This is a genomic window from Microbacterium murale (assembly GCF_014635185.1).
GTDB classification, from domain to species: Bacteria; Actinomycetota; Actinomycetes; order Actinomycetales; family Microbacteriaceae; genus Microbacterium; species Microbacterium murale.
In genome coordinates, this window is record NZ_BMCM01000002.1 from 247,004 (window position 1) to 263,777 (window position 16,774).

At 67.2% G+C, this 16,774-nt stretch carries 17 protein-coding genes; 13 read left to right on the plus strand and 4 right to left on the minus strand.

The genetic code is table 11. The annotated features are described in order from the left end of the window. Positions 1-26: 26 nt before the first annotated feature. On the minus strand, positions 27-1,718 hold the full coding sequence (locus IEV67_RS07575; protein WP_188435978.1) for an ABC transporter substrate-binding protein: 1,692 nt from the start codon (positions 1,716-1,718) through the stop codon (positions 27-29). A gap of 218 nt (positions 1,719-1,936) precedes the next feature. Between IEV67_RS07575 and IEV67_RS07580 the strand changes: the two genes are divergently transcribed. From IEV67_RS07580 to IEV67_RS07610, 7 genes are all read left to right on the plus strand, one after another. Beyond that, a complete protein-coding gene (locus IEV67_RS07580; protein WP_188435979.1) occupies positions 1,937-2,677 on the plus strand; it encodes an NUDIX hydrolase in 741 nt (246 codons plus the stop codon). After that, on the plus strand, positions 2,674-3,999 hold the full coding sequence (nadA, locus tag IEV67_RS07585; RefSeq protein ID WP_188435980.1) for a quinolinate synthase NadA: 1,326 nt from the start codon (positions 2,674-2,676) through the stop codon (positions 3,997-3,999). The genes IEV67_RS07580 and nadA overlap by 4 nt, the downstream gene beginning before the upstream one ends. A gap of 119 nt (positions 4,000-4,118) precedes the next feature. Then, on the plus strand, positions 4,119-5,702 hold the full coding sequence (nadB, locus tag IEV67_RS07590; RefSeq protein WP_229702890.1) for an L-aspartate oxidase: 1,584 nt from the start codon (positions 4,119-4,121) through the stop codon (positions 5,700-5,702). Further along, positions 5,702-6,553, plus strand: coding sequence for a carboxylating nicotinate-nucleotide diphosphorylase (gene nadC / locus IEV67_RS07595; RefSeq protein ID WP_188435982.1), 852 nt, complete (start codon positions 5,702-5,704; stop codon positions 6,551-6,553). Before nadB ends, nadC begins: the two co-directional genes overlap by 1 nt. Then, complete coding sequence (locus IEV67_RS07600; protein ID WP_188435983.1) at positions 6,553-7,692, plus strand: cysteine desulfurase family protein; 1,140 nt, start codon at positions 6,553-6,555, stop codon at positions 7,690-7,692. Before nadC ends, IEV67_RS07600 begins: the two co-directional genes overlap by 1 nt. Before the next feature lie 156 nt (positions 7,693-7,848). Continuing rightward, positions 7,849-8,796, plus strand: coding sequence for a glycosyltransferase family 2 protein (locus tag IEV67_RS07605; protein ID WP_188435984.1), 948 nt, complete (start codon positions 7,849-7,851; stop codon positions 8,794-8,796). Positions 8,797-8,820: 24 nt separating this feature from the next. Continuing rightward, on the plus strand, positions 8,821-9,594 hold the full coding sequence (locus IEV67_RS07610; protein WP_188435985.1) for an SDR family NAD(P)-dependent oxidoreductase: 774 nt from the start codon (positions 8,821-8,823) through the stop codon (positions 9,592-9,594). A 12-nt stretch (positions 9,595-9,606) separates the two neighbouring features. Here the strand turns inward: IEV67_RS07610 and IEV67_RS07615 are convergent, their stop codons facing one another. Then, positions 9,607-11,667 carry an ABC transporter ATP-binding protein gene (locus IEV67_RS07615; RefSeq protein WP_188436330.1) on the minus strand — a complete coding sequence of 687 codons (2,061 nt, stop codon included), beginning with the start codon at positions 11,665-11,667 and terminating at the stop codon, positions 9,607-9,609. A 218-nt stretch (positions 11,668-11,885) separates the two neighbouring features. Here IEV67_RS07615 and IEV67_RS07620 point away from each other — a divergent pair, with 218 nt between their 5' ends. After that, positions 11,886-13,295 carry an MDR family MFS transporter gene (locus IEV67_RS07620; protein ID WP_188436331.1) on the plus strand — a complete coding sequence of 470 codons (1,410 nt, stop codon included), beginning with the start codon at positions 11,886-11,888 and terminating at the stop codon, positions 13,293-13,295. 16 nt (positions 13,296-13,311) lie between these two features. Here the strand turns inward: IEV67_RS07620 and IEV67_RS19075 are convergent, their stop codons facing one another. Further along, the gene (locus IEV67_RS19075; RefSeq protein ID WP_268238578.1) at positions 13,312-13,440 is read right to left on the minus strand and encodes a hypothetical protein; all 129 of its coding nucleotides are present in this window, start codon (positions 13,438-13,440) and stop codon (positions 13,312-13,314) included. Between the two features lie 82 nt (positions 13,441-13,522). On the opposite strand from IEV67_RS19075, the gene IEV67_RS07625 reads away from it, so the two are divergent. The 3 genes from IEV67_RS07625 to IEV67_RS07635 all read left to right on the plus strand — a co-directional run bounded on the left by IEV67_RS07625 (position 13,523) and on the right by IEV67_RS07635 (position 15,094). Next, complete coding sequence (locus tag IEV67_RS07625) at positions 13,523-14,047, plus strand: DUF6328 family protein (RefSeq protein ID WP_188435986.1); 525 nt, start codon at positions 13,523-13,525, stop codon at positions 14,045-14,047. Beyond that, positions 14,048-14,641, plus strand: coding sequence for a 1-acyl-sn-glycerol-3-phosphate acyltransferase (locus IEV67_RS07630; RefSeq protein WP_373284454.1), 594 nt, complete (start codon positions 14,048-14,050; stop codon positions 14,639-14,641). A gap of 153 nt (positions 14,642-14,794) precedes the next feature. Next, positions 14,795-15,094 carry a hypothetical protein gene (locus IEV67_RS07635; RefSeq protein WP_033104818.1) on the plus strand — a complete coding sequence of 100 codons (300 nt, stop codon included), beginning with the start codon at positions 14,795-14,797 and terminating at the stop codon, positions 15,092-15,094. Between the two features lie 82 nt (positions 15,095-15,176). Here the strand turns inward: IEV67_RS07635 and IEV67_RS07640 are convergent, their stop codons facing one another. Continuing rightward, on the minus strand, positions 15,177-15,614 hold the full coding sequence (locus IEV67_RS07640; RefSeq protein ID WP_188435987.1) for an ester cyclase: 438 nt from the start codon (positions 15,612-15,614) through the stop codon (positions 15,177-15,179). Positions 15,615-15,688: 74 nt separating this feature from the next. Here IEV67_RS07640 and IEV67_RS07645 point away from each other — a divergent pair, with 74 nt between their 5' ends. Beyond that, positions 15,689-16,330 (plus strand): TetR/AcrR family transcriptional regulator, encoded by a 642-nt coding sequence (locus IEV67_RS07645; RefSeq protein ID WP_188435988.1) that lies wholly within the window; start codon positions 15,689-15,691, stop codon positions 16,328-16,330. 101 nt (positions 16,331-16,431) lie between these two features. Next, the gene (locus tag IEV67_RS07650; RefSeq protein ID WP_188435989.1) at positions 16,432-16,773 is read left to right on the plus strand and encodes a LysR family transcriptional regulator; all 342 of its coding nucleotides are present in this window, start codon (positions 16,432-16,434) and stop codon (positions 16,771-16,773) included. Position 16,774: the final 1 nt, after the last annotated feature.

Sequence of the window (16,774 nt, forward strand, 5' to 3'; positions counted from 1 at the left end):
CTGCTCCCTCTAGTACCGGTCGGCGATCAGTTCGCCGGCTTCAGATGCTGCAGGATGTATCCCGCTGCCACCGACCCCCAGGAGGGCGGGAAGGCGTACAGGTCCTCCTCCGTCGGCCACCCGGTGAAGTCCTTCGCGTTGTAGAAGGTCTGCGTGGCGTTGATGACCAGCGGGATGTACGGCAGATCACGCACGATCTCGGTCTGGATGGTGGCATAGGCCACCATCTTCGCGGCTTCGTCGTTCGTTCCCTCTGCGGCGGCGATGGCCGCGTCGACGGTCGGGTTGTTGTAGCGGCTGAAGTTCCAGCGACCTGCGGGGACCTCTTCGCCGACGGGACTCGTGGACTGCGTCGCCGTGCCGCCCACCCAGTCACGGTAGATCTGGAACGGGTCGGCCACGGAGGTGCCGACCATGCCACCCATGATCAGCTCGTACTGACCGGTCTGTCTGGAGTCCGAGAATTCCTGCCACTGGACGGTCGACGGGTTGACCTTGATGCCGGCCTCCGCCGCCTGCTCGGCGATCAGCTTCGCGGCGTCGTTGTAGTCGGTCCAGCCGTCCACCGAGGTGAGGTCGAGCTCGATCGGGGTCCCGTCTTTGCCGTAGAACCCGTCAGCGTCCTTGGTGTAGCCGGCAGCTTCCAGGATCTCGCCCGCTGCTGCAGCATCCGCACTCTGCGGGCTGACCTCATTGGCCGCGTCCGCGACCCACTTCTCATCGCGCGGCAGCAGTGCGTACGTCGGCGAGATGTCGCCGGTGAGACCGACGAATGCCTTCTCCTTGATCGTCGATCGGTCGATCGCGACGTTCAGCGCCTGTCGCACGGCGACATCGGTCTGCTCGCCGGTGCAGCCGAGGTCCGCGTTCGCGCAGGTGTACAGCACCGTGGGATCCTGCGGGGTGTTCACCCAATCGATCTGACCGTTCGATGTGACGGAATCCGGATTCGGAATGAACATACCCGTCCAGTCCAGCTCCCCAGCGGCCAGCAGGTCCTGTGCGGACTGGTTGGCGTCGATCGCGATGTACTGCACGGTCTTGATGGCCGGCACGTCGGCATCGCGGAAGTTCTCGTTCGCGACGAGTGTGTACGACTCGCTCGTGACGCTGTCGACCACGTACGGGCCCGATCCCACGGGCTCCTCATTCGTGAAGTTCGCGAAATCGTCGACCTCGCTCCAGACATGCATCGGCAGGATCCAGGTTCCACCCATTCGCTGCCACTCGGTGGTGAACTGCGGGCTGGCGTAGGTCAGCACCACCGTGGTGTCGTCGGTGGCCTCAGCGGAGACGAGCCCCTGGCCCTCTGGATTGTTGCCCTCGTAGCTGAAGGTGAATGCGACGTCTTCGGCCGTCAGCGGCTCGCCGTCACTCCAGGTGAGGTCGGGCTTGATCTTGATCGTGATGACGGTGCCGTCTTCGTTGAATTCGTACGACTCACCGATCATCCCGTCCGCCGGTTCATCTGCCAGCTTGTTGAAGAAGAACAGCGGTTCGAGGATCGGGCCGAGCGCGCCATGGAGCACGGTCGGGGCGAAGGGGTTGAAGTTCGCCGTGATAGGTGTCTGGCTTCCGGCCCACACCCGCAGCGAGCTCGCTGCGTCGTCGCCGTCGCCCTCTCCTCCCCCACTGGAACAAGCGGTGAGGCCCAGTACGAGGACGGATGCCCCCGCGATCGCCGTGACTGATGCACGGCGTCTGCCATTGCGAATCATGTGTTTGTCTTCCTCTCGGTGCTGCGTTGCATGAGGGATGTTGCTCATCATTGAGGACCCCCGAGGGGGTTTGTTAGGACAGTAACCTAACAAACCCTTTCCGTACAGACAAGAGGCGGGATCTGTGTGATGAGATCTGCCATAGCGCGTCATGTGACGATCACCGCATTGCACTTCGGGTCGATCTGACACTAAGATCGATTCCGGAGGTTATAGTCATGGTGACCAGAACCAGTGAACCCGAGATCCGCGTCGCGGTGTCCACGGTGATCCTGACGCTTCGGCGCGCACGCGACGTCGATCAGCCGTCGCTCGCCCTGCCGCTGGTACTCCGCACACGCGACCCTCATCAGGGCGACTGGGCCTTGCCGGGTGGCTGGTTGGAGCCGGACGAGAGCCTCGAGGATGCCGCGGCACGCACCCTGCACGAGACCACGGGCCTCTCCCCCAGTTACCTCGAGCAGCTCTACGCCTTCGGCGCCGTCGATCGTTCCCCGAGCCGCGTCGTCTCGATCGTGTACTGGGCGCTGCTGCGCTCGGACGAGGTCGACGCGCAGAGCGCCGCGCACGTGGCATCCGGTCTGGCGCCGGAGAACGTGCAGTGGTTCGACGCCGCCGGGCTACCCTCGCTGGCGTTCGACCACAATCAGATCATCGACTACGCCCTGTGGCGGCTGCGCAACAAGGTCGGCTACAGCCGGGTCGCCCACGGCTTCCTTCCGCCCACCTTCACTCTCGCCGACCTGCGCGAGGCGTACGAGGCGATCCTGGGCAAGCGTCTGGATCCGGCGAACTTCCGCCGTCAGGTCGAGACCTCCGCCGCGCTGCTGCCGACCGATGAGTTCCGCACCGGTAGTCACCGGCCCGCCCGTCTGTACCGATACGACGACGACGTCGAGCTGGCCGACCGCGGCCCGCTCGCCCCTGAGAAAGATGTCAAGGAGAAGAGGACCCGATGACCCTCCTGCCGTTCCCCGAACTCACCGACCCCCGCAACACCGACCCCTCTGTCGATCACGCCATCCAGGCGATCGTCGGCGGTGCGTCGACGGATGCCACCTGCAGCACCGACCTCGCGGCGGGTCCGTGGGATTTCGACGCGCGCCCGGGCTACGGACCCGGATCCTCGATGGGTGACGTCATCCCCACCGGCGCTCCGCGCCAGGGTGAGCTGCCCGTCGAGTACCGCGAAGCCGATGAGGACGACCTCGACGCGCGTATCCGCGCGGCGAAGGCGACACTCGGCGACCGCGTCGTCGTGCTCGGACACTTCTACCAGCGCGAAGAGGTCGTGCAGCACGCCGACTACGTTGGCGACTCGTTCCAATTGGCGAACGCGGCCCTCGATCGCCCTGAGGCCGAGGCGATCGTGTTCTGCGGCGTGCATTTCATGGCCGAGACGGCTGACCTGCTGTCCCGTCCTGAGCAGTCGGTGATCCTCCCGAATCTCGCCGCCGGATGCTCGATGGCCGACATGGCCGACATCGACCAGGTAGAGGAATGCTGGGAGCAGCTCGCCGACGTGCTCGGGCCGCTCGATGTCGTGGACGACAGCGGTCGCGTTCCGGTGATCCCTGTCACGTACATGAACTCCTCGGCCGCGATCAAGGGGTTCGTCGGTCGTCACGGCGGCATCGTCTGCACGTCCTCGAACGCCGAGACCGTTCTGGAGTGGGCGTTCGCGCGCGGACATCGGGTGCTGTTCTTCCCCGACCAGCACCTCGGTCGCAATACCGCCAAGGCCATGGGCGTGCCGCTGGAGCAGATGCCGATGTGGAACCCGCGCCGCCCGCTCGGTGGGTCGTCGGCCGAGCAGCTGGTCGACTCGCGCGTCATCCTCTGGCACGGATTCTGCTCGGTGCACCGCCGGTTCACGGTCGCCCAGATCGACCAGGCACGCGTCGAGCACCCCGGAGTGCGCGTGATCGTGCACCCCGAATGCCCGATGGAGGTCGTGGATGCCGCGGATGAGGCCGGTTCCACCGACTACATCCGCCGCGCGATCGACGGCGCCACGACGCCTGCGACATTCGCGATCGGGACAGAGATCAACCTGGTCAGGCGGCTCGCCGCCCAGTACCCGCAGCATGAGATCTTCTGCCTGGATCCCGTCGTCTGCCCGTGTTCCACGATGTACCGCATCCATCCCGGCTATCTCGCCTGGGTGCTCGAGGAACTCGTCGCCGGACGCGTCGTGAATCAGATCTCCGTGGCTGCGGGCGTGGCAGCCCCCGCCCGCGTCGCGCTGGAGCGGATGCTGGCCGCGAAGCCCCGCGCATGAACGAGTCGACTCCGGACCCGTCACACTTGTCGGCTCAGATCACGGATGTCGGCGAGAATCCTGTGTTTCGCGCCGACAAGTGTGTCGCTCGACCGACATCTGTACCGGGACACGTCAGCGTGATCGTCGTCGGTTCCGGGATCGCCGGCCTCACGGCGGCGCTGCAGGCTTCCGAGGCGGGGCATGCGGTGACACTGGTGACCAAGGGTGCACTCGGCGACGGGTGCACGCCGCTCGCGCAGGGCGGCGTCGCGGGTGTCTACGGGCCTGGCGACTCCCCTGATGCGCACGCCGCCGACACGATGAGCGCGGGAGCGGGGCTCTCGGATGCCGCCGCCGTCGACGTGCTGGTGCGCGAGGGCGCGGCCCGTATCGCCGAACTGATCGCCCGCGGCGTCGCGTTCGACCGCGCGCCCGACGGCACACTGCTGCTGGGCCGTGAGGCCGCCCACAGCCACGCGCGCATCGTGCATGCGGGCGGCGATGCGACGGGTTCGGAGATCTCACGAGCATTGATCGCGCAGGCGCGACGGGGTGCGGTCGACATCGTCGAGCACGCCTTCCTGGTCGACCTCCTTGTGGATGACGGCTCCGTTCGCGGCGTCCGGATGCTGCGGCACGAAGTGCTCACCGACCTCGAGGCGGATGCGGTGATCCTCGCGACCGGCGGGGCCGGTCAGCTGTACGCCCGCACGACGAATCCGCTCGGCGCGACCGGCGACGGGATCGCCGCGGCGCTGCGCGCGGGCGCCGAGGTGGCGGACCTGGAGTTCATGCAGTTCCACCCGACCGTGCTCGCGGCAGGGTCGGCGTTCCTCATCTCCGAAGCCGTCCGGGGTGAAGGGGCGACGCTGCTCGACGACGAGGGCCGGCGGTTCGTGTTCGACACGCACCCCGACGGTGAACTCGCTCCTCGCGACGTCGTGTCGCGCGCGATCGCGAGGCAGGCCGCGACGCAGGAGGGTCCGGTGCTGCTCGATGCGACGATGCTGGGTGCCGAACGCCTTGCAGAGCGCTTCCCGACCATCGACCGGGTCACGCGCGAGCGCGGTTTCGACTGGGCGCGCGAGCCCATCCCGGTGACACCGGCCGCGCACTATCTGATGGGCGGCATCGTCACAGACCTCGACGGCCGCGCCTCACTACCCGGACTGTTCGCGGTCGGCGAGGTGGCGCGCACCGGTGTGCACGGTGCGAACCGCCTCGCGTCGAACTCGCTGCTCGAGGGCGCCGTGTTCGGTGCGCGGGCTGCCGCGGCCGTCGGCCGGCTTCGACTCCCTTCGGTCGCTCAGCCCGTTTCGTCTTCGGCGGCTCCGCGGCCTCCGGTCAACGCCCCGCAACCGGAGCCTCTTGGCGGGGATTCATCCCGCGGGTCGTGGAGCGAGCACAGCATCCCCCGCGGGTCGTTGAGCGAGCGCAGCGAGACGAAACGCGTTGAGCGAGCCGTAGGCAAGTCGAAACGTCGCACGCAGCAACTCATGTGGGACAACGTCGGTCTCCTGCGCACTGAAGACGGTCTCCGTGGCGCTCTGGCCACGGTTCGCGAGTGGCGCGCCGCCGGCCCTGCACCGACCACCCGCGCCGAGCACGAAGACGCCAACCTCCTGCTGCTCGCCGAGGCCACGGCATCCGCCGCTCTCGCCCGCACCGAATCGGTCGGCGCCCACCACCTGACCGCCTCCCGCGCCCTGATCGGAGCCTGATGCTCACTGCAGCCACCCTCACCCGCATCGTCGGGGCCGCCCTCGAAGAGGATGCCCCCTGGGGCGACCTCACCAGCACGACGCTGCTGCCGTCCGACGCCACCGCGACCGCCGACCTCACGGCCCGCGAGCACGGCGTGTTCAGCGGAGGCGACGTCTTCACCGCGGCGTTCACCCTGACCGACCCGACGCTCACGATCGACCTGCACGTCGGCGAGGGAGACGAGTTCGCACCCGGCGACGTGCTCGCGTCCGTGACCGGGTCGGCGCGCAGCATCCTCACCGCCGAACGCGTGGCACTCAACTTCACGCAGCGGATGAGCGGCATCGCGACCCTGACCGCGCAGTACGTCAAAGCGGTCGAGGGCACCGGTGCGCGCATCGCCGACACCCGCAAGACGACGCCGGGGCTGCGAGCATTCGAACGGCACGCGGTCGTGTCGGGCGGCGGCAGCAATCACCGCTTCTCGCTCTCGGATGCCGTGATGGCCAAGGACAATCACCTCGCCGTGCTGCAGCGCTCGGGGGCCGATCTCGCGACGGCACTGCGCGAAGCACTGGCTCGACTGCCGCACACGGCGCACGTCGTCGTCGAGGTCGACCGGCTGGACCAGATCGAGGCCGTGCTCTCCGGCGGCGCGCACACCGTTCTGCTCGACAACTTCTCGGTCGACGACCTGCGCTCAGGCGTCGCCCTGATCGGTGATCGTGCCACGGTCGAGGCATCCGGCGGCGTGGATCTCGACACCGTCCGAGCCATCGCCGAGACAGGTGTGGACGTCATCTCCGTCGGCGCACTCACCCACTCCGCCCGCGCTCTCGACCTCGGGCTGGACGTGCGGATCGCCTGATGCTCTACCTCGACCACGCCGCGACATCTCCGGTTCGTCCGGAGGTACTGGAGGCGATGCGCCCGTACCTGACCGGGGTCTTCGGCAATCCGTCGAGTCACCATACGGCAGGCGAAGCCGCGGCGAGCGCGCTGGACGACGCACGGGCGCGTATCGCCAAGGTGCTCGGGATGCGCACCGGCGATGTGATCTTCACCGCCGGCGGCACCGAGGCGAACAACCTCGCCATCAAGGGCATCGTGCTCGCCGCGCTCGAGCGCGGTCGTCGACACGTCGTGACCACGCCGATCGAGCACGAGTCGGTCCTCGAGTCGGCCGACTTCCTGCGAAGGTTCCACGATGTCGAGGTGACATACGCGGCTGTCACGTCCGCTGGTCGTGCGACGCCGGATGCCGTGGCCGACGCCCTTCGCGACGACACCGCGCTGGTGTCGATCGGGCACGCCAACAACGAGATCGGCACCGTGCAGGATGCCTCAGCGATCGCGGCCGTCACCGCAGCCGCGGGGGTGCCGCTGCACCTCGACGCGGTGCAATCGGCCGGCTGGCTGCCGGTCGCCGGCCTCGGAGCCGATGCGATCTCGATCGCAGGACACAAGCTCGGTGCCCCGAAGGGCATCGGCGCCCTGGCCGTGCGCGGACGCGTGCCGCTGGAGCCGCTGCTGCACGGTGGCGGGCAGGAACGCGGTCGGCGCTCGGGGACCGAGAACGTTGCGGGCGCCGTGGGCCTGGCCGCGGCACTCGAGCTGGCTGAGGCGGAGCGCGAGTCGGTCGCCGCTCGTGTCGGCGCGCAGACGGGGCAGTTCATCACCGGGGTGCTCGCCGCGGTACCGCAGGCCGCGTTGACCGGGGACCGCGAGAACCGGCTGCCTGGCACCGCGAGCTTCACCTTCGCCGGTACGAGCGGCGAAGCGGTCCTGTTGGAGTTGGAGCGGCGCGGCGTGATCTCGTCGAGTGGTTCGGCGTGCGCAGCAGGAAGCGATGAGCCTTCGCACGTGCTGCTCGCCTGCGGTGTGGCACCCGAGGTGGCGCAGACGTCGGTGCGCTTCACATTCGGGCGGGATGTCCTGCCGGATGATGCTCCCGGGCAGCTCGCGGCGCTCGTCGCTGCCGCGGTGTCGGCGATCTCCGGTTCATGAGACTTTTCGGCGGTCCGCGATGGATCCCGAGTACACCTGCATGTCGAGAATACGGATGTCAGTCGAAATCGCCGATCTCAGCTGACATGTGTACCGATTCGCCGACAGGTGTACCGCTCGCGCCCGACGGTCCGTTCCGACCATAGAATCATCGTGATGAATGCCGCCGACCCGATCGTCACGCTCATCGTCCCCGGCCGCGACATCGAGTCATTCGCCCCGGCAGCGGTCGCCTCACTGCTCGTGCAGACCGAGCCACGCTGGCGGGCCGTCCTCATCGACGACGGATCGAGGGACGCCACCGCCGAGATCTTCGCGGATGCCGCGGCCTCCGATCCACGATTCACCCTTCTCCGCCACGACGCGTCCCGCGGACTCGGCGCTGCCAGAAACGTCGGGCTCGGCCTCGTCGACACCGAGTACCTCGGCTTTCTCGACGGCGACGACGAACTCACCCCGAACGCCCTTGAACGGCTCACCGGAACTCTTGCCGAGACCGGCAGCGACTTCATCGCCGGCGCGTACGTGCGCACACGTCCTCACGGTAACGGATACGTTCCTGGCCGTGTGCAGCCCTGGACATCCGCGGCGACCGATCCCGCCCGCCACCGAACGAACATCTTCGATCACCCTGCGGCGTCATCGAACATCGTCGCGTGGTCGAAGATCAGCCGCACCGACTTCTGGCGCGATCTGCGATTCCCCGAGGGCGTGGCCTACGAGGACCAGATCGTCGCCCAGCAGATGTACACCAGCGCCCGTTCCTTCGACGTCATCCCCGATGTCGTGGTGCGCTGGCGCGTGCGTGCCGACGGCACCTCGATCACCCAGAGCAGGCATCAGCTGCCCGTGCTGCGCGACTATCTCGCAGCACTCCGCGGCGGCATCCACGTTCTGCGAGGTGCCGGGGCTCACGCCGCGGTGACGGCGAGACTCGACCTCATCCTCGCGATGGACATGGCGCCGCTCCAGGAGATCGCCGCCGCCCACTCCGATCCCGCCTATGCCGCGGAAGTCACGGCGTTCCTCGATGAGCTCCGCTCGCTTCCCGAGTTCGCCGCCGCCCATCCCGACCCCGACCTGGCCACAGCGCTGTCCTGGTGACGCGCACGCCGTACCGGAGAACCCATGAACGCCTACCTGGAATCCCTGTTCTCGCTCGAGGGCCGCACCGCGATCGTGACCGGAGGCAGCTCCGGCATCGGCCGCGCCATAGCGACAGCGCTCGCGCGCGCCGGCGCATCCGTCGTCATCGTCGCCCGTGGCGGCGAGCGCATCGATGAGACCGTGAGTGAACTGCACGATTCCGGATGCCGCGCCGCCGGCGTCCGTGGCGATCTCGGCACCAGGGACGGCATCCACGCGGTCGCCGAAGCCGCGACAGAGCCGTTCGGCGAACCCGACATCCTGGTGAACTCCGCAGGCATCAACATCCGTCCGCCCTATGCCGAGATCACCGAAGACGACTGGGATGCCACGATGACCGTGAACGCCCTGGCGCCGTTCCTGCTCGGACAGCGCTACGCGCAGGGCATGGCAGAGCGCGGGTACGGCCGGCTGATCCACATCAGCTCGCAGCAGGCGCACCGCGCCTTCGTCGGCAGCGGCATCTACGGCGCGTCCAAGGGCGCGATCGAGTCGTTGATGCGCTCGGAGGCAGAAGCCTGGGGTGCGCACGGCGTGACGAGCAACACGCTCGTCCCCGGCTTCGTGCTCACGCCGCTGAACGCCCGCCTGCAGGAGGACCCGGAACAGATCGCGGCCCTCGCCGCGCGGACGATGGTCGGCCGCAACGGACTACCTGCCGACTTCGCCGCCGCCGCGGTGTTCCTCGCCGGCGCGGGCTCGGCATACGTGACCGGCCACTCCCTGTTCGTCGACGGTGGCATGTCCGCACACTGAGTTGCCGCCGGACTACCCCTCGGCCGGGTACACCCGTTGATCCGCGCCCGGTCCGTCGAGCAGCGGCACCGGCGACGTGAGCGCATCCACGGCATCCGCTCCGGCTGAGTCATCCGGTGCACGATCGGCACGGCGGTTCGCGAACGCCGCTGCAACCCCTCCGCCGATCACGTTCTCGACGACCGTCTCGGTCTCGAGCACACGGGATGCCGCGACCTGCTGTGCCGCGAGCTCCGCGTACAAGCCGCCCCGGGCGAGCAGTTCACTGTGTGTGCCGGACTCCACGATCTGCCCTGCCTCGAGCACATGGATGACGTCCGCGCCCATGACGGTCGACAGCCGGTGTGCGATGGAGATCGTCGTCCTGCCGCGAGCGGCCTCGTCGAGCGCCTCCTGCACCACGCGTTCGGACACGGTGTCGAGTGCCGAGGTCGCCTCGTCCAGGAGCAGCACCGGCGGATCCTTCAGCAGCACCCGTGCGATCGCGATGCGCTGCTTCTCGCCGCCGGAGAGCCGGTAGCCGCGCTCTCCGACGATCGTGTCGTAGCTGTGCTCGAAGCCCGCGATGATGTGATGGATGTTCGCGGCCGTGCACGCTGCGATGACCTCGGCCTCCGTGGCGTCCGGCCTGGCGTACATGAGGTTCTCGCGGATCGTCGCGTGGAAGAGATATGTCTCCTGCGAAACGATGCCGACGTTGTCGATGATCGACTCCTGCGTCAGCGTGCGCACATCGGCTCCGGCGAACAGCACCGCACCCCCGTGCGCCTCGTAGAGCCGCGGGGCGAGGTACAGGATGGTCGTCTTGCCCGCCCCGGACGGCCCGACGAACGCGACGTGCTGGCCGGGTTCGGCCACGAACGACACACCCTGGAGGGTCGGTCGCGCATCGGGCGCAGCATCCGGATACCTGAACACGACCTCATCGAACTCGACCCGTCCGAGCGGCCCTGGGGCGTCGTCGACCGACATCGCGCCCTCGGCATCCTCGATCTCCGGGACCAGGTCGAGGTACTCGAAGATGCGTGCGAACAGCGCCTGCGACGTCTGCAGGTCGAGAGAGACGCGCATGAGTCCCATCAGCGGCTGCAGCAGCCGTGCCTGCACGGTGGTGAACGCGACCACTGTTCCCGCGGTGATCGCGCCCGCACCGCCGGCGATCAGGTAGCCGGAGACGAGGTAGATGACCGCCGGAACCGAAGCCATCAGCACCTGCACGACGGCGAAGAAACCCTGGCCGCTCATCGCGCGGCGGACCTGCAGCTTCACCTGATTGCGGTTCTCGCCCTGATACCGCTGAGACTCGGCACGCTGACGGTTGAACGACTTCGACAGCAGCATGCCGGAGACGCTCAGGGTCTCCTGAGTGATCGACGTCAACTCCGAAAGCGACTCCTGCGTCTCTCCCGCGATCCGCGCGCGCACCTGGCCGACTCGGCGCTGCACGATGATCAGGAACGGCATCAGCACGACGGCGATGAGTGTGAGGCGCCAGTCGATCAGGATCATCGCCACCAGCGATGCGATCACCGTCACGACATTTCCCAGGATGCTGGTGACGGTGTTCGTGAGCACACCCGAGACGCCGCCGACATCGTTCTGCAGGCGCGACTGGATCACGCCTGTCTTGGTGCGGGTGAAGAAGCCGAGTTCCATCGCCTGCAGATGCTCGAACAGTCGCACGCGCAGATCGCCGGTGACGCTGTTTCCCACCGTCGATGTCAGCCAGGTCTGGCCGACGCCGAGTACGGCGGAGAGGAGGAAGAGTCCGACCATGATCAGCACGAGGCGGATGAGCAGTCCGATCTCGGGACTGCCGCCGTCGACGGGGAACAGCGCGTCGTCGAATATGCGCTGGACGATCAGCGGCGGGATGACCGCGATGCCGGCTCCGACGACGACGAGGATGCCGGTGATGATGATGCGACCGAGGTACGGCCGGAACAGCCCGACCACTCGCTGTCCGAGTCCGGTGATCCGCGGCGCCTCGGCGTTGAGTCGTTTCTGCGCCGCCTCGTCCACTCCGCGGAAACCGCCTCCGCCACCGCCGCCACCGCCGCGCCCGCCGCCCATACTCATCCGGTCAGCCTAGCCCCGAGAAAATCTCATCAGAGCGGGAATGCCCGCTGGCAAGACTGCGTTACCATGATTCGTTGTCCACGAGTGGGTGCCGCGTCTTCGGCTCCTTCGTCGGCCTTCCGCCACCCATCCACTGAGGAGACGCTTTGGCCACCACATCCACCGGTTCAGTTCCCACCGTCAAGACGGAACCGACCATCGCGCGCTCCGACATGCGCGTCATCTGGTTGCTGCTCATCGCCGCGTTCGTCGCGATCCTCAACGAGACGACGATGGGAATCGCCATCCCGCATCTGAACGCAGATCTGGGCATCCCGCCGGAGCTCGGCCAGTGGCTGACCAGTGCGTTCATGCTCACGATGGCGGTCGTGATCCCCACCACCGGTTTCCTGCTGCAGCGGTTCACCACTCGTCAGGTCTTCATCGCCGCGATGACGGCGTTCTCCCTCGGCACCCTGGTGTGCCTCATCGCACCCGGATTCGCCGTGCTGCTCGTGGGGCGCGTCATCCAGGCTGGCGGCACCGGCATCATGATGCCGCTGCTGATGACGACCATGATGAACGTCGTCCCGCCCCAGTCGCGCGGCCGGATGATGGGCCGCGTCGGCCTCGTCATCTCCCTCGCGCCGGCGATCGGCCCGACGTTGGCCGGTGCTGTGCTCGAGACGCTGAGCTGGCGCTGGTTGTTCGCGATCATCCTGCCGATCGCGCTCGTCGCGCTCGCCATGGGTGCGAAGTGGATGACGAACCTCGGTGAGACCAGGGATGCCCCGGTCGACGTGCTCTCGATCGTGCTCTCCGCCTTCGGCTTCGGCGGTGTCGTCTACGGTCTCAGTCAGTTCGGCGGCGAAGGCGAGTCGAACGGCGCGACGATCGGCGTGATCTCCCTGGTCGTCGGCGGTATCGCCCTCGGTCTGTTCGTCTGGCGCCAGCTCGTGCTGCAGCGCATCGACGACGCCCTGCTCGACCTGCGCGTGTTCCGCTCAGGCAACTACACGCTCGCCGTGATCGTCATGGGGATCCTCGCGCTGTCGATGTTCGGAACGCTCACACTGCTGCCGCAGTATCTGCAGAACGTCGCGGGACTCGATGCGCTGCAGTCAGGCCTGATCCTGCTTCCCGGCTCGATTCTGATGGGTCTGCTCGGCCCGATCATGGGCCGCGTCTACGATGCGCGCGGTACCCGCACACTGCTCATCCCCGGCACGATCATGGTGTCGGCTGCGCTGTTCTTCTACTCCACAGTGGGCGAGCACACGCAGTGGTGGATGCTGGTGATCTCGCAGACCTTCATGTCGGTCGGCCTTGCGATGTCGTTCACGCCGCTGTTCTCCGCGTCGCTCGGGTCGCTGCGGCGCCACCTGTACTCGCACGGTTCGGCAGTGCTGAACACGATTCAGCAGGTCGCCGGGGCGGCTGGCGTCGCGTTGCTCACAGTGACGTATTCGTCGATCCTGCACGCGGGTGAACTCGAGGGCCTGTCGACCCCGATCGCCGGTGCGCCGGGAGCACGCATGGCATTCCTGATCGCGGCGATCATCTCACTGGGTTCTGTCGCGCTGAGCGCCTTCATCCGCAAGCCGGCGGATGACGCGGGCGGGGACTTCCACGGCGGTCACTGACCGCCGACGGAGTGGCCTAACCGGGCAGAGAGCAGGAGCCGCCGCAGCAGCTGCCGGCGTTGTCGTCACCCAGCAGATTCAAGCCTGCAGGGATGACGGGGACGTCGACCGCACCGGTCGATTCCGAGGTCTCGCGAATGGTCATTGCTCCATGGTACGCCCGCGCGCGCACTGAGGCGCCGGGCGTGGCGCTGGACAGTTCGACGGTCGTGCCCAAAACTCTGAGTATGAACGACTCTCCCGACGCCAGGTCCGACACGAGCGCTGCCGAGGTCCACCACGGGGCCGACGCGAAGCGCGACGGCCGTGACGAGACTCGTGACGAACGCGCCGACCGCAACTGGGATGAGCTCATGCAGGAACTGCGCGTGATGCAGACCGGCACGCAGGTGCTCTCCGGCTTCCTGCTCGCCGTCGCCTTCCAGCCGCGATTCACTGAACTGGACGACCTGCAGCGCACGCTCTACATCGTGCTCGTCGGTCTGGCAGCGTTGGCGACAGTGCTGGCGCTGGCGCCGGTGGGGATGCATCGGTCGCTGTTCGGCCGGCACCGCAAGCCCGACCTCGTCAGGTTCGCCTCGCGAATGGTGCAGGCCGATCTCGTCGTGATCGGCCTGCTGAGTGTCGGCGTCACGACGCTCATTGTCGACTTCACTGTGGATCGGACGACGGCGACCGTCGTGTTGATCGTCGCCGCTGTCGTGGTCCTAGCGCTCTGGGTGCTCCTGCCGCGACTCATCGACAGAAGGTGAATGCCCTACGGTTATGTGGTGAAACGAATCCTCGCCCGTGCCTTCTGGGCGCTCAGTCGCTGGACGCTCACGGGCGATGAGGTACCCACCCGCCCGACGATCCTCATCGGGGCGCCGCACACCTCGAACTGGGACTTCGTCCTCATGCTCGCAATCGCCTGGCGGCTCGGCATCGACGTGCACTGGCTGGGGAAGAAGAGCCTGTTCACCGGATGGCGTGGACCGATCATGCGGAGGATCGGCGGCGTGCCCGTCGATCGGGACGATCCCAGCCGGGTCGTCAAGGACGTGATCGCGCAGGTGCATTCCGGTGAGGTGTTCGCACTCGTCGTCACGCCGGACGGCACACGCGGCGGCAACGAGTACTGGAAGTCGGGTTTCTACCGGATCGCCACTGAGACCGGTATGCCGGTGACTCTGGGCTACGTCGATCGCACGACCATGACGACCGGTCTCGGCCCGACGTTCGAGCTGACCGGAGACGTCGCCGCCGATATGGACCGTATCCGGACGTTCTACGCCGACAAGGCGGGGGTACGACCGAGCAGGCGCACCGAGCCGCGGCTGCGGGAAGAGCGTGGCGCCGACGAGTAGAGGTCGCGATCGCCCAGGGTATCGGTGGCCTCGCGCGAAGGTGTGAGGAACCTCCGAATACCCGGGCTCAGGTTGCTCCACTCCCCCGACGTGCGGAATCGTGGCCCGGACATGTTCTGACCGGAGCATGTCCGCAACCGGAAGGAGAGCGCTGTGCTCACCCTGACCGAAAATGCAGATGCCGTCGTCACCACGATCGTCGGCCGCGAGGATGCCAGCGCAGACGCGGGGCTTCGTATCCAGACCGCGGAAGGACAGGGACCGAACGGCGAATCACGTTTCGCCGTTCACGTCGTGCCTTCCCCGGAACCCGCCGACGTCGTGATCGACGGTGTCGGCAGCCGCGTGTTCCTCGAGGAGAACGCCGCTGAGGCCCTCTCCGACAAGGTGCTCGATGCCGGTGTCGATGACGAAGGCGCCGTCAGCTTCACGATTCTGCCGCAGCCGGCCTGACACGCACGCTGAGGATTTTCGGGGGTGGGATGCAGTTCGCATCCCACCCCCGATGCGTTCCTCTCTCCCGACGCTGAGCTGCTCACCGCGGCAGTTGGATCCGACCGAGTCGCATCGCCAGTGCGAAACGGTCTGGCACGCCCCAGTGCTCCACGATGCGGCCGGCATGAACACGCGCGATATCGATCACCGTGAACGCGACTCTGAGGCCGGTCGGCGGACCCATGAATGCTCCGGTGTTCGTTCCGACGCCTTCAGCCCGCACCCAGACGGTGTCGCCCTGCTCGGCCCAGTCGCCGATCGTGAACGTGAGGTCGGGCAGCCCCGCATGCACCTCGCTGATCGCACGCTTCACTTTTGCGATGGCGTTCGCACCGTTTCCCGAAAGTCCGAACTGATGCTCGATGAGATCCGGCGAACAGAGTTCGTCGACCACATCCGTGTTTCCCGCGGCGAACCCCTCGTGCAGCATCCGCTCGAGAACACTGACTCGGGCGGACTCCGCGATTGCGTCAATCATGATCTTCTCCCTTGCAGTTGATATGCAGTCACTGCAGTAGCACTGCACCGACTTCATTCGTTAGCCTGATCCTCATGAGCAGCCGTGTCAATAGCCCTGCGCCGACGTATCGGCAGGAGCAGGCCGCTGCGACGAAACGCCGCATCGCCGAAGCTGCGCAGCGACTGTTCGCTGCCGACGGGTACGCGTCGACCAGTTTGGCTGCGGTCGCAGAAGCAGCGGGCGTCGCCAGCCGCACCGTGTATGCGGCGTTCGGGACGAAGAGGGAGATTCTCAACCTCATCTGCGAAAGCTGGCTGGAGCGTGCGGACGCACGCGCTCTCGCAGCATCGGTGCTCGCCGAGGAGTCTGCCGTCGGGCGCCTGCGCGGTGCCGCGCATTGGCTCACCGTGCTCTACTCGACCGACTTCGATGTGGTGCAGATTCTCGATGCCGCCATGGACGAGGACGCCGACACCCGAACACTCCTGCGTTCGAAACTGCGCGGCCGCAACCGGGTGATGGACGGCCTCATCGCGTCGGTCGCCTCAGAGCTCGCGCTCCCCCTCGAACAGGCGCAGTCGATCTTCCGCGCCTTCGCTGCGGCCGGGGTCTACAGCGAGCTGGTGATCGATTCAGGTTGGACGCCGGAGCAGTTCGAGAACTGGCTCTCCGATACGCTGCTTCACCAGCTCTTCGCGCCCGCTGTCATGCCAGGGAGCCGAGGACCTCATTGAGAGCTTCCGTCATCGACACTCTGCTGCACGGCGCCGCCTGCGCGACGGACGACGCGTACGCTGAATACCGGCCGCGACAGACGCGCGCATGAAAGGCTCCCGTGAACATCACCCTGCTTCGACGTTTCGTCGCCGTCGCCGAGGAGCTGCATTTCCCGCGCGCTGCTCAGAACCTCGGCATCCCGCTCGCCTCGCTGTACTCGTCGATCGACAAGCTCGAGGAAGAGGTCGGCCAGCCCCTCGTCACCCGCGAAGGCGAGACGCGCCTGACTTCCGTCGGCTTGCTGCTGCTTCCCGAAGCGCAACGCGAAGTCGCTGCGGCACCGCCCGAGGCGAAGAAGCCCGTTAAGGCCGGCGGCAAGGCGAAGGCGTCGAAGGGACGGGGCCGCGCGCCGGTCGTGAAAGGGCAGCCGAAGCCGTACAAGAAGCGTCAGGGACGCTGAG

What these genes read in the sequence shown, in the direction of transcription:
- IEV67_RS07575 (WP_188435978.1), bottom strand. Translation starts at nt 1,718, where the DNA reads ATGATTCGCAATGGCAGACGCCGTGCATCAGTCACGGCGATCGCGGGG.
- IEV67_RS07580 (WP_188435979.1), top strand. Translation starts at nt 1,937, where the DNA reads ATGGTGACCAGAACCAGTGAACCCGAGATCCGCGTCGCGGTGTCCACG.
- nadA (WP_188435980.1), top strand. Translation starts at nt 2,674, where the DNA reads ATGACCCTCCTGCCGTTCCCCGAACTCACCGACCCCCGCAACACCGAC.
- nadC (WP_188435982.1), top strand. Translation starts at nt 5,702, where the DNA reads ATGCTCACTGCAGCCACCCTCACCCGCATCGTCGGGGCCGCCCTCGAA.
- IEV67_RS07600 (WP_188435983.1), top strand. Translation starts at nt 6,553, where the DNA reads ATGCTCTACCTCGACCACGCCGCGACATCTCCGGTTCGTCCGGAGGTA.
- IEV67_RS07605 (WP_188435984.1), top strand. Translation starts at nt 7,849, where the DNA reads ATGAATGCCGCCGACCCGATCGTCACGCTCATCGTCCCCGGCCGCGAC.
- IEV67_RS07610 (WP_188435985.1), top strand. Translation starts at nt 8,821, where the DNA reads ATGAACGCCTACCTGGAATCCCTGTTCTCGCTCGAGGGCCGCACCGCG.
- IEV67_RS07615 (WP_188436330.1), bottom strand. Translation starts at nt 11,667, where the DNA reads ATGGGCGGCGGGCGCGGCGGTGGCGGCGGTGGCGGAGGCGGTTTCCGC.
- IEV67_RS07620 (WP_188436331.1), top strand. Translation starts at nt 11,886, where the DNA reads ATGCGCGTCATCTGGTTGCTGCTCATCGCCGCGTTCGTCGCGATCCTC.
- IEV67_RS19075 (WP_268238578.1), bottom strand. Translation starts at nt 13,440, where the DNA reads ATGACCATTCGCGAGACCTCGGAATCGACCGGTGCGGTCGACGTCCCC.
- IEV67_RS07625 (WP_188435986.1), top strand. Translation starts at nt 13,523, where the DNA reads ATGAACGACTCTCCCGACGCCAGGTCCGACACGAGCGCTGCCGAGGTC.
- IEV67_RS07630 (WP_373284454.1), top strand. Translation starts at nt 14,048, where the DNA reads ATGCCCTACGGTTATGTGGTGAAACGAATCCTCGCCCGTGCCTTCTGG.
- IEV67_RS07640 (WP_188435987.1), bottom strand. Translation starts at nt 15,614, where the DNA reads ATGATTGACGCAATCGCGGAGTCCGCCCGAGTCAGTGTTCTCGAGCGG.
- IEV67_RS07645 (WP_188435988.1), top strand. Translation starts at nt 15,689, where the DNA reads ATGAGCAGCCGTGTCAATAGCCCTGCGCCGACGTATCGGCAGGAGCAG.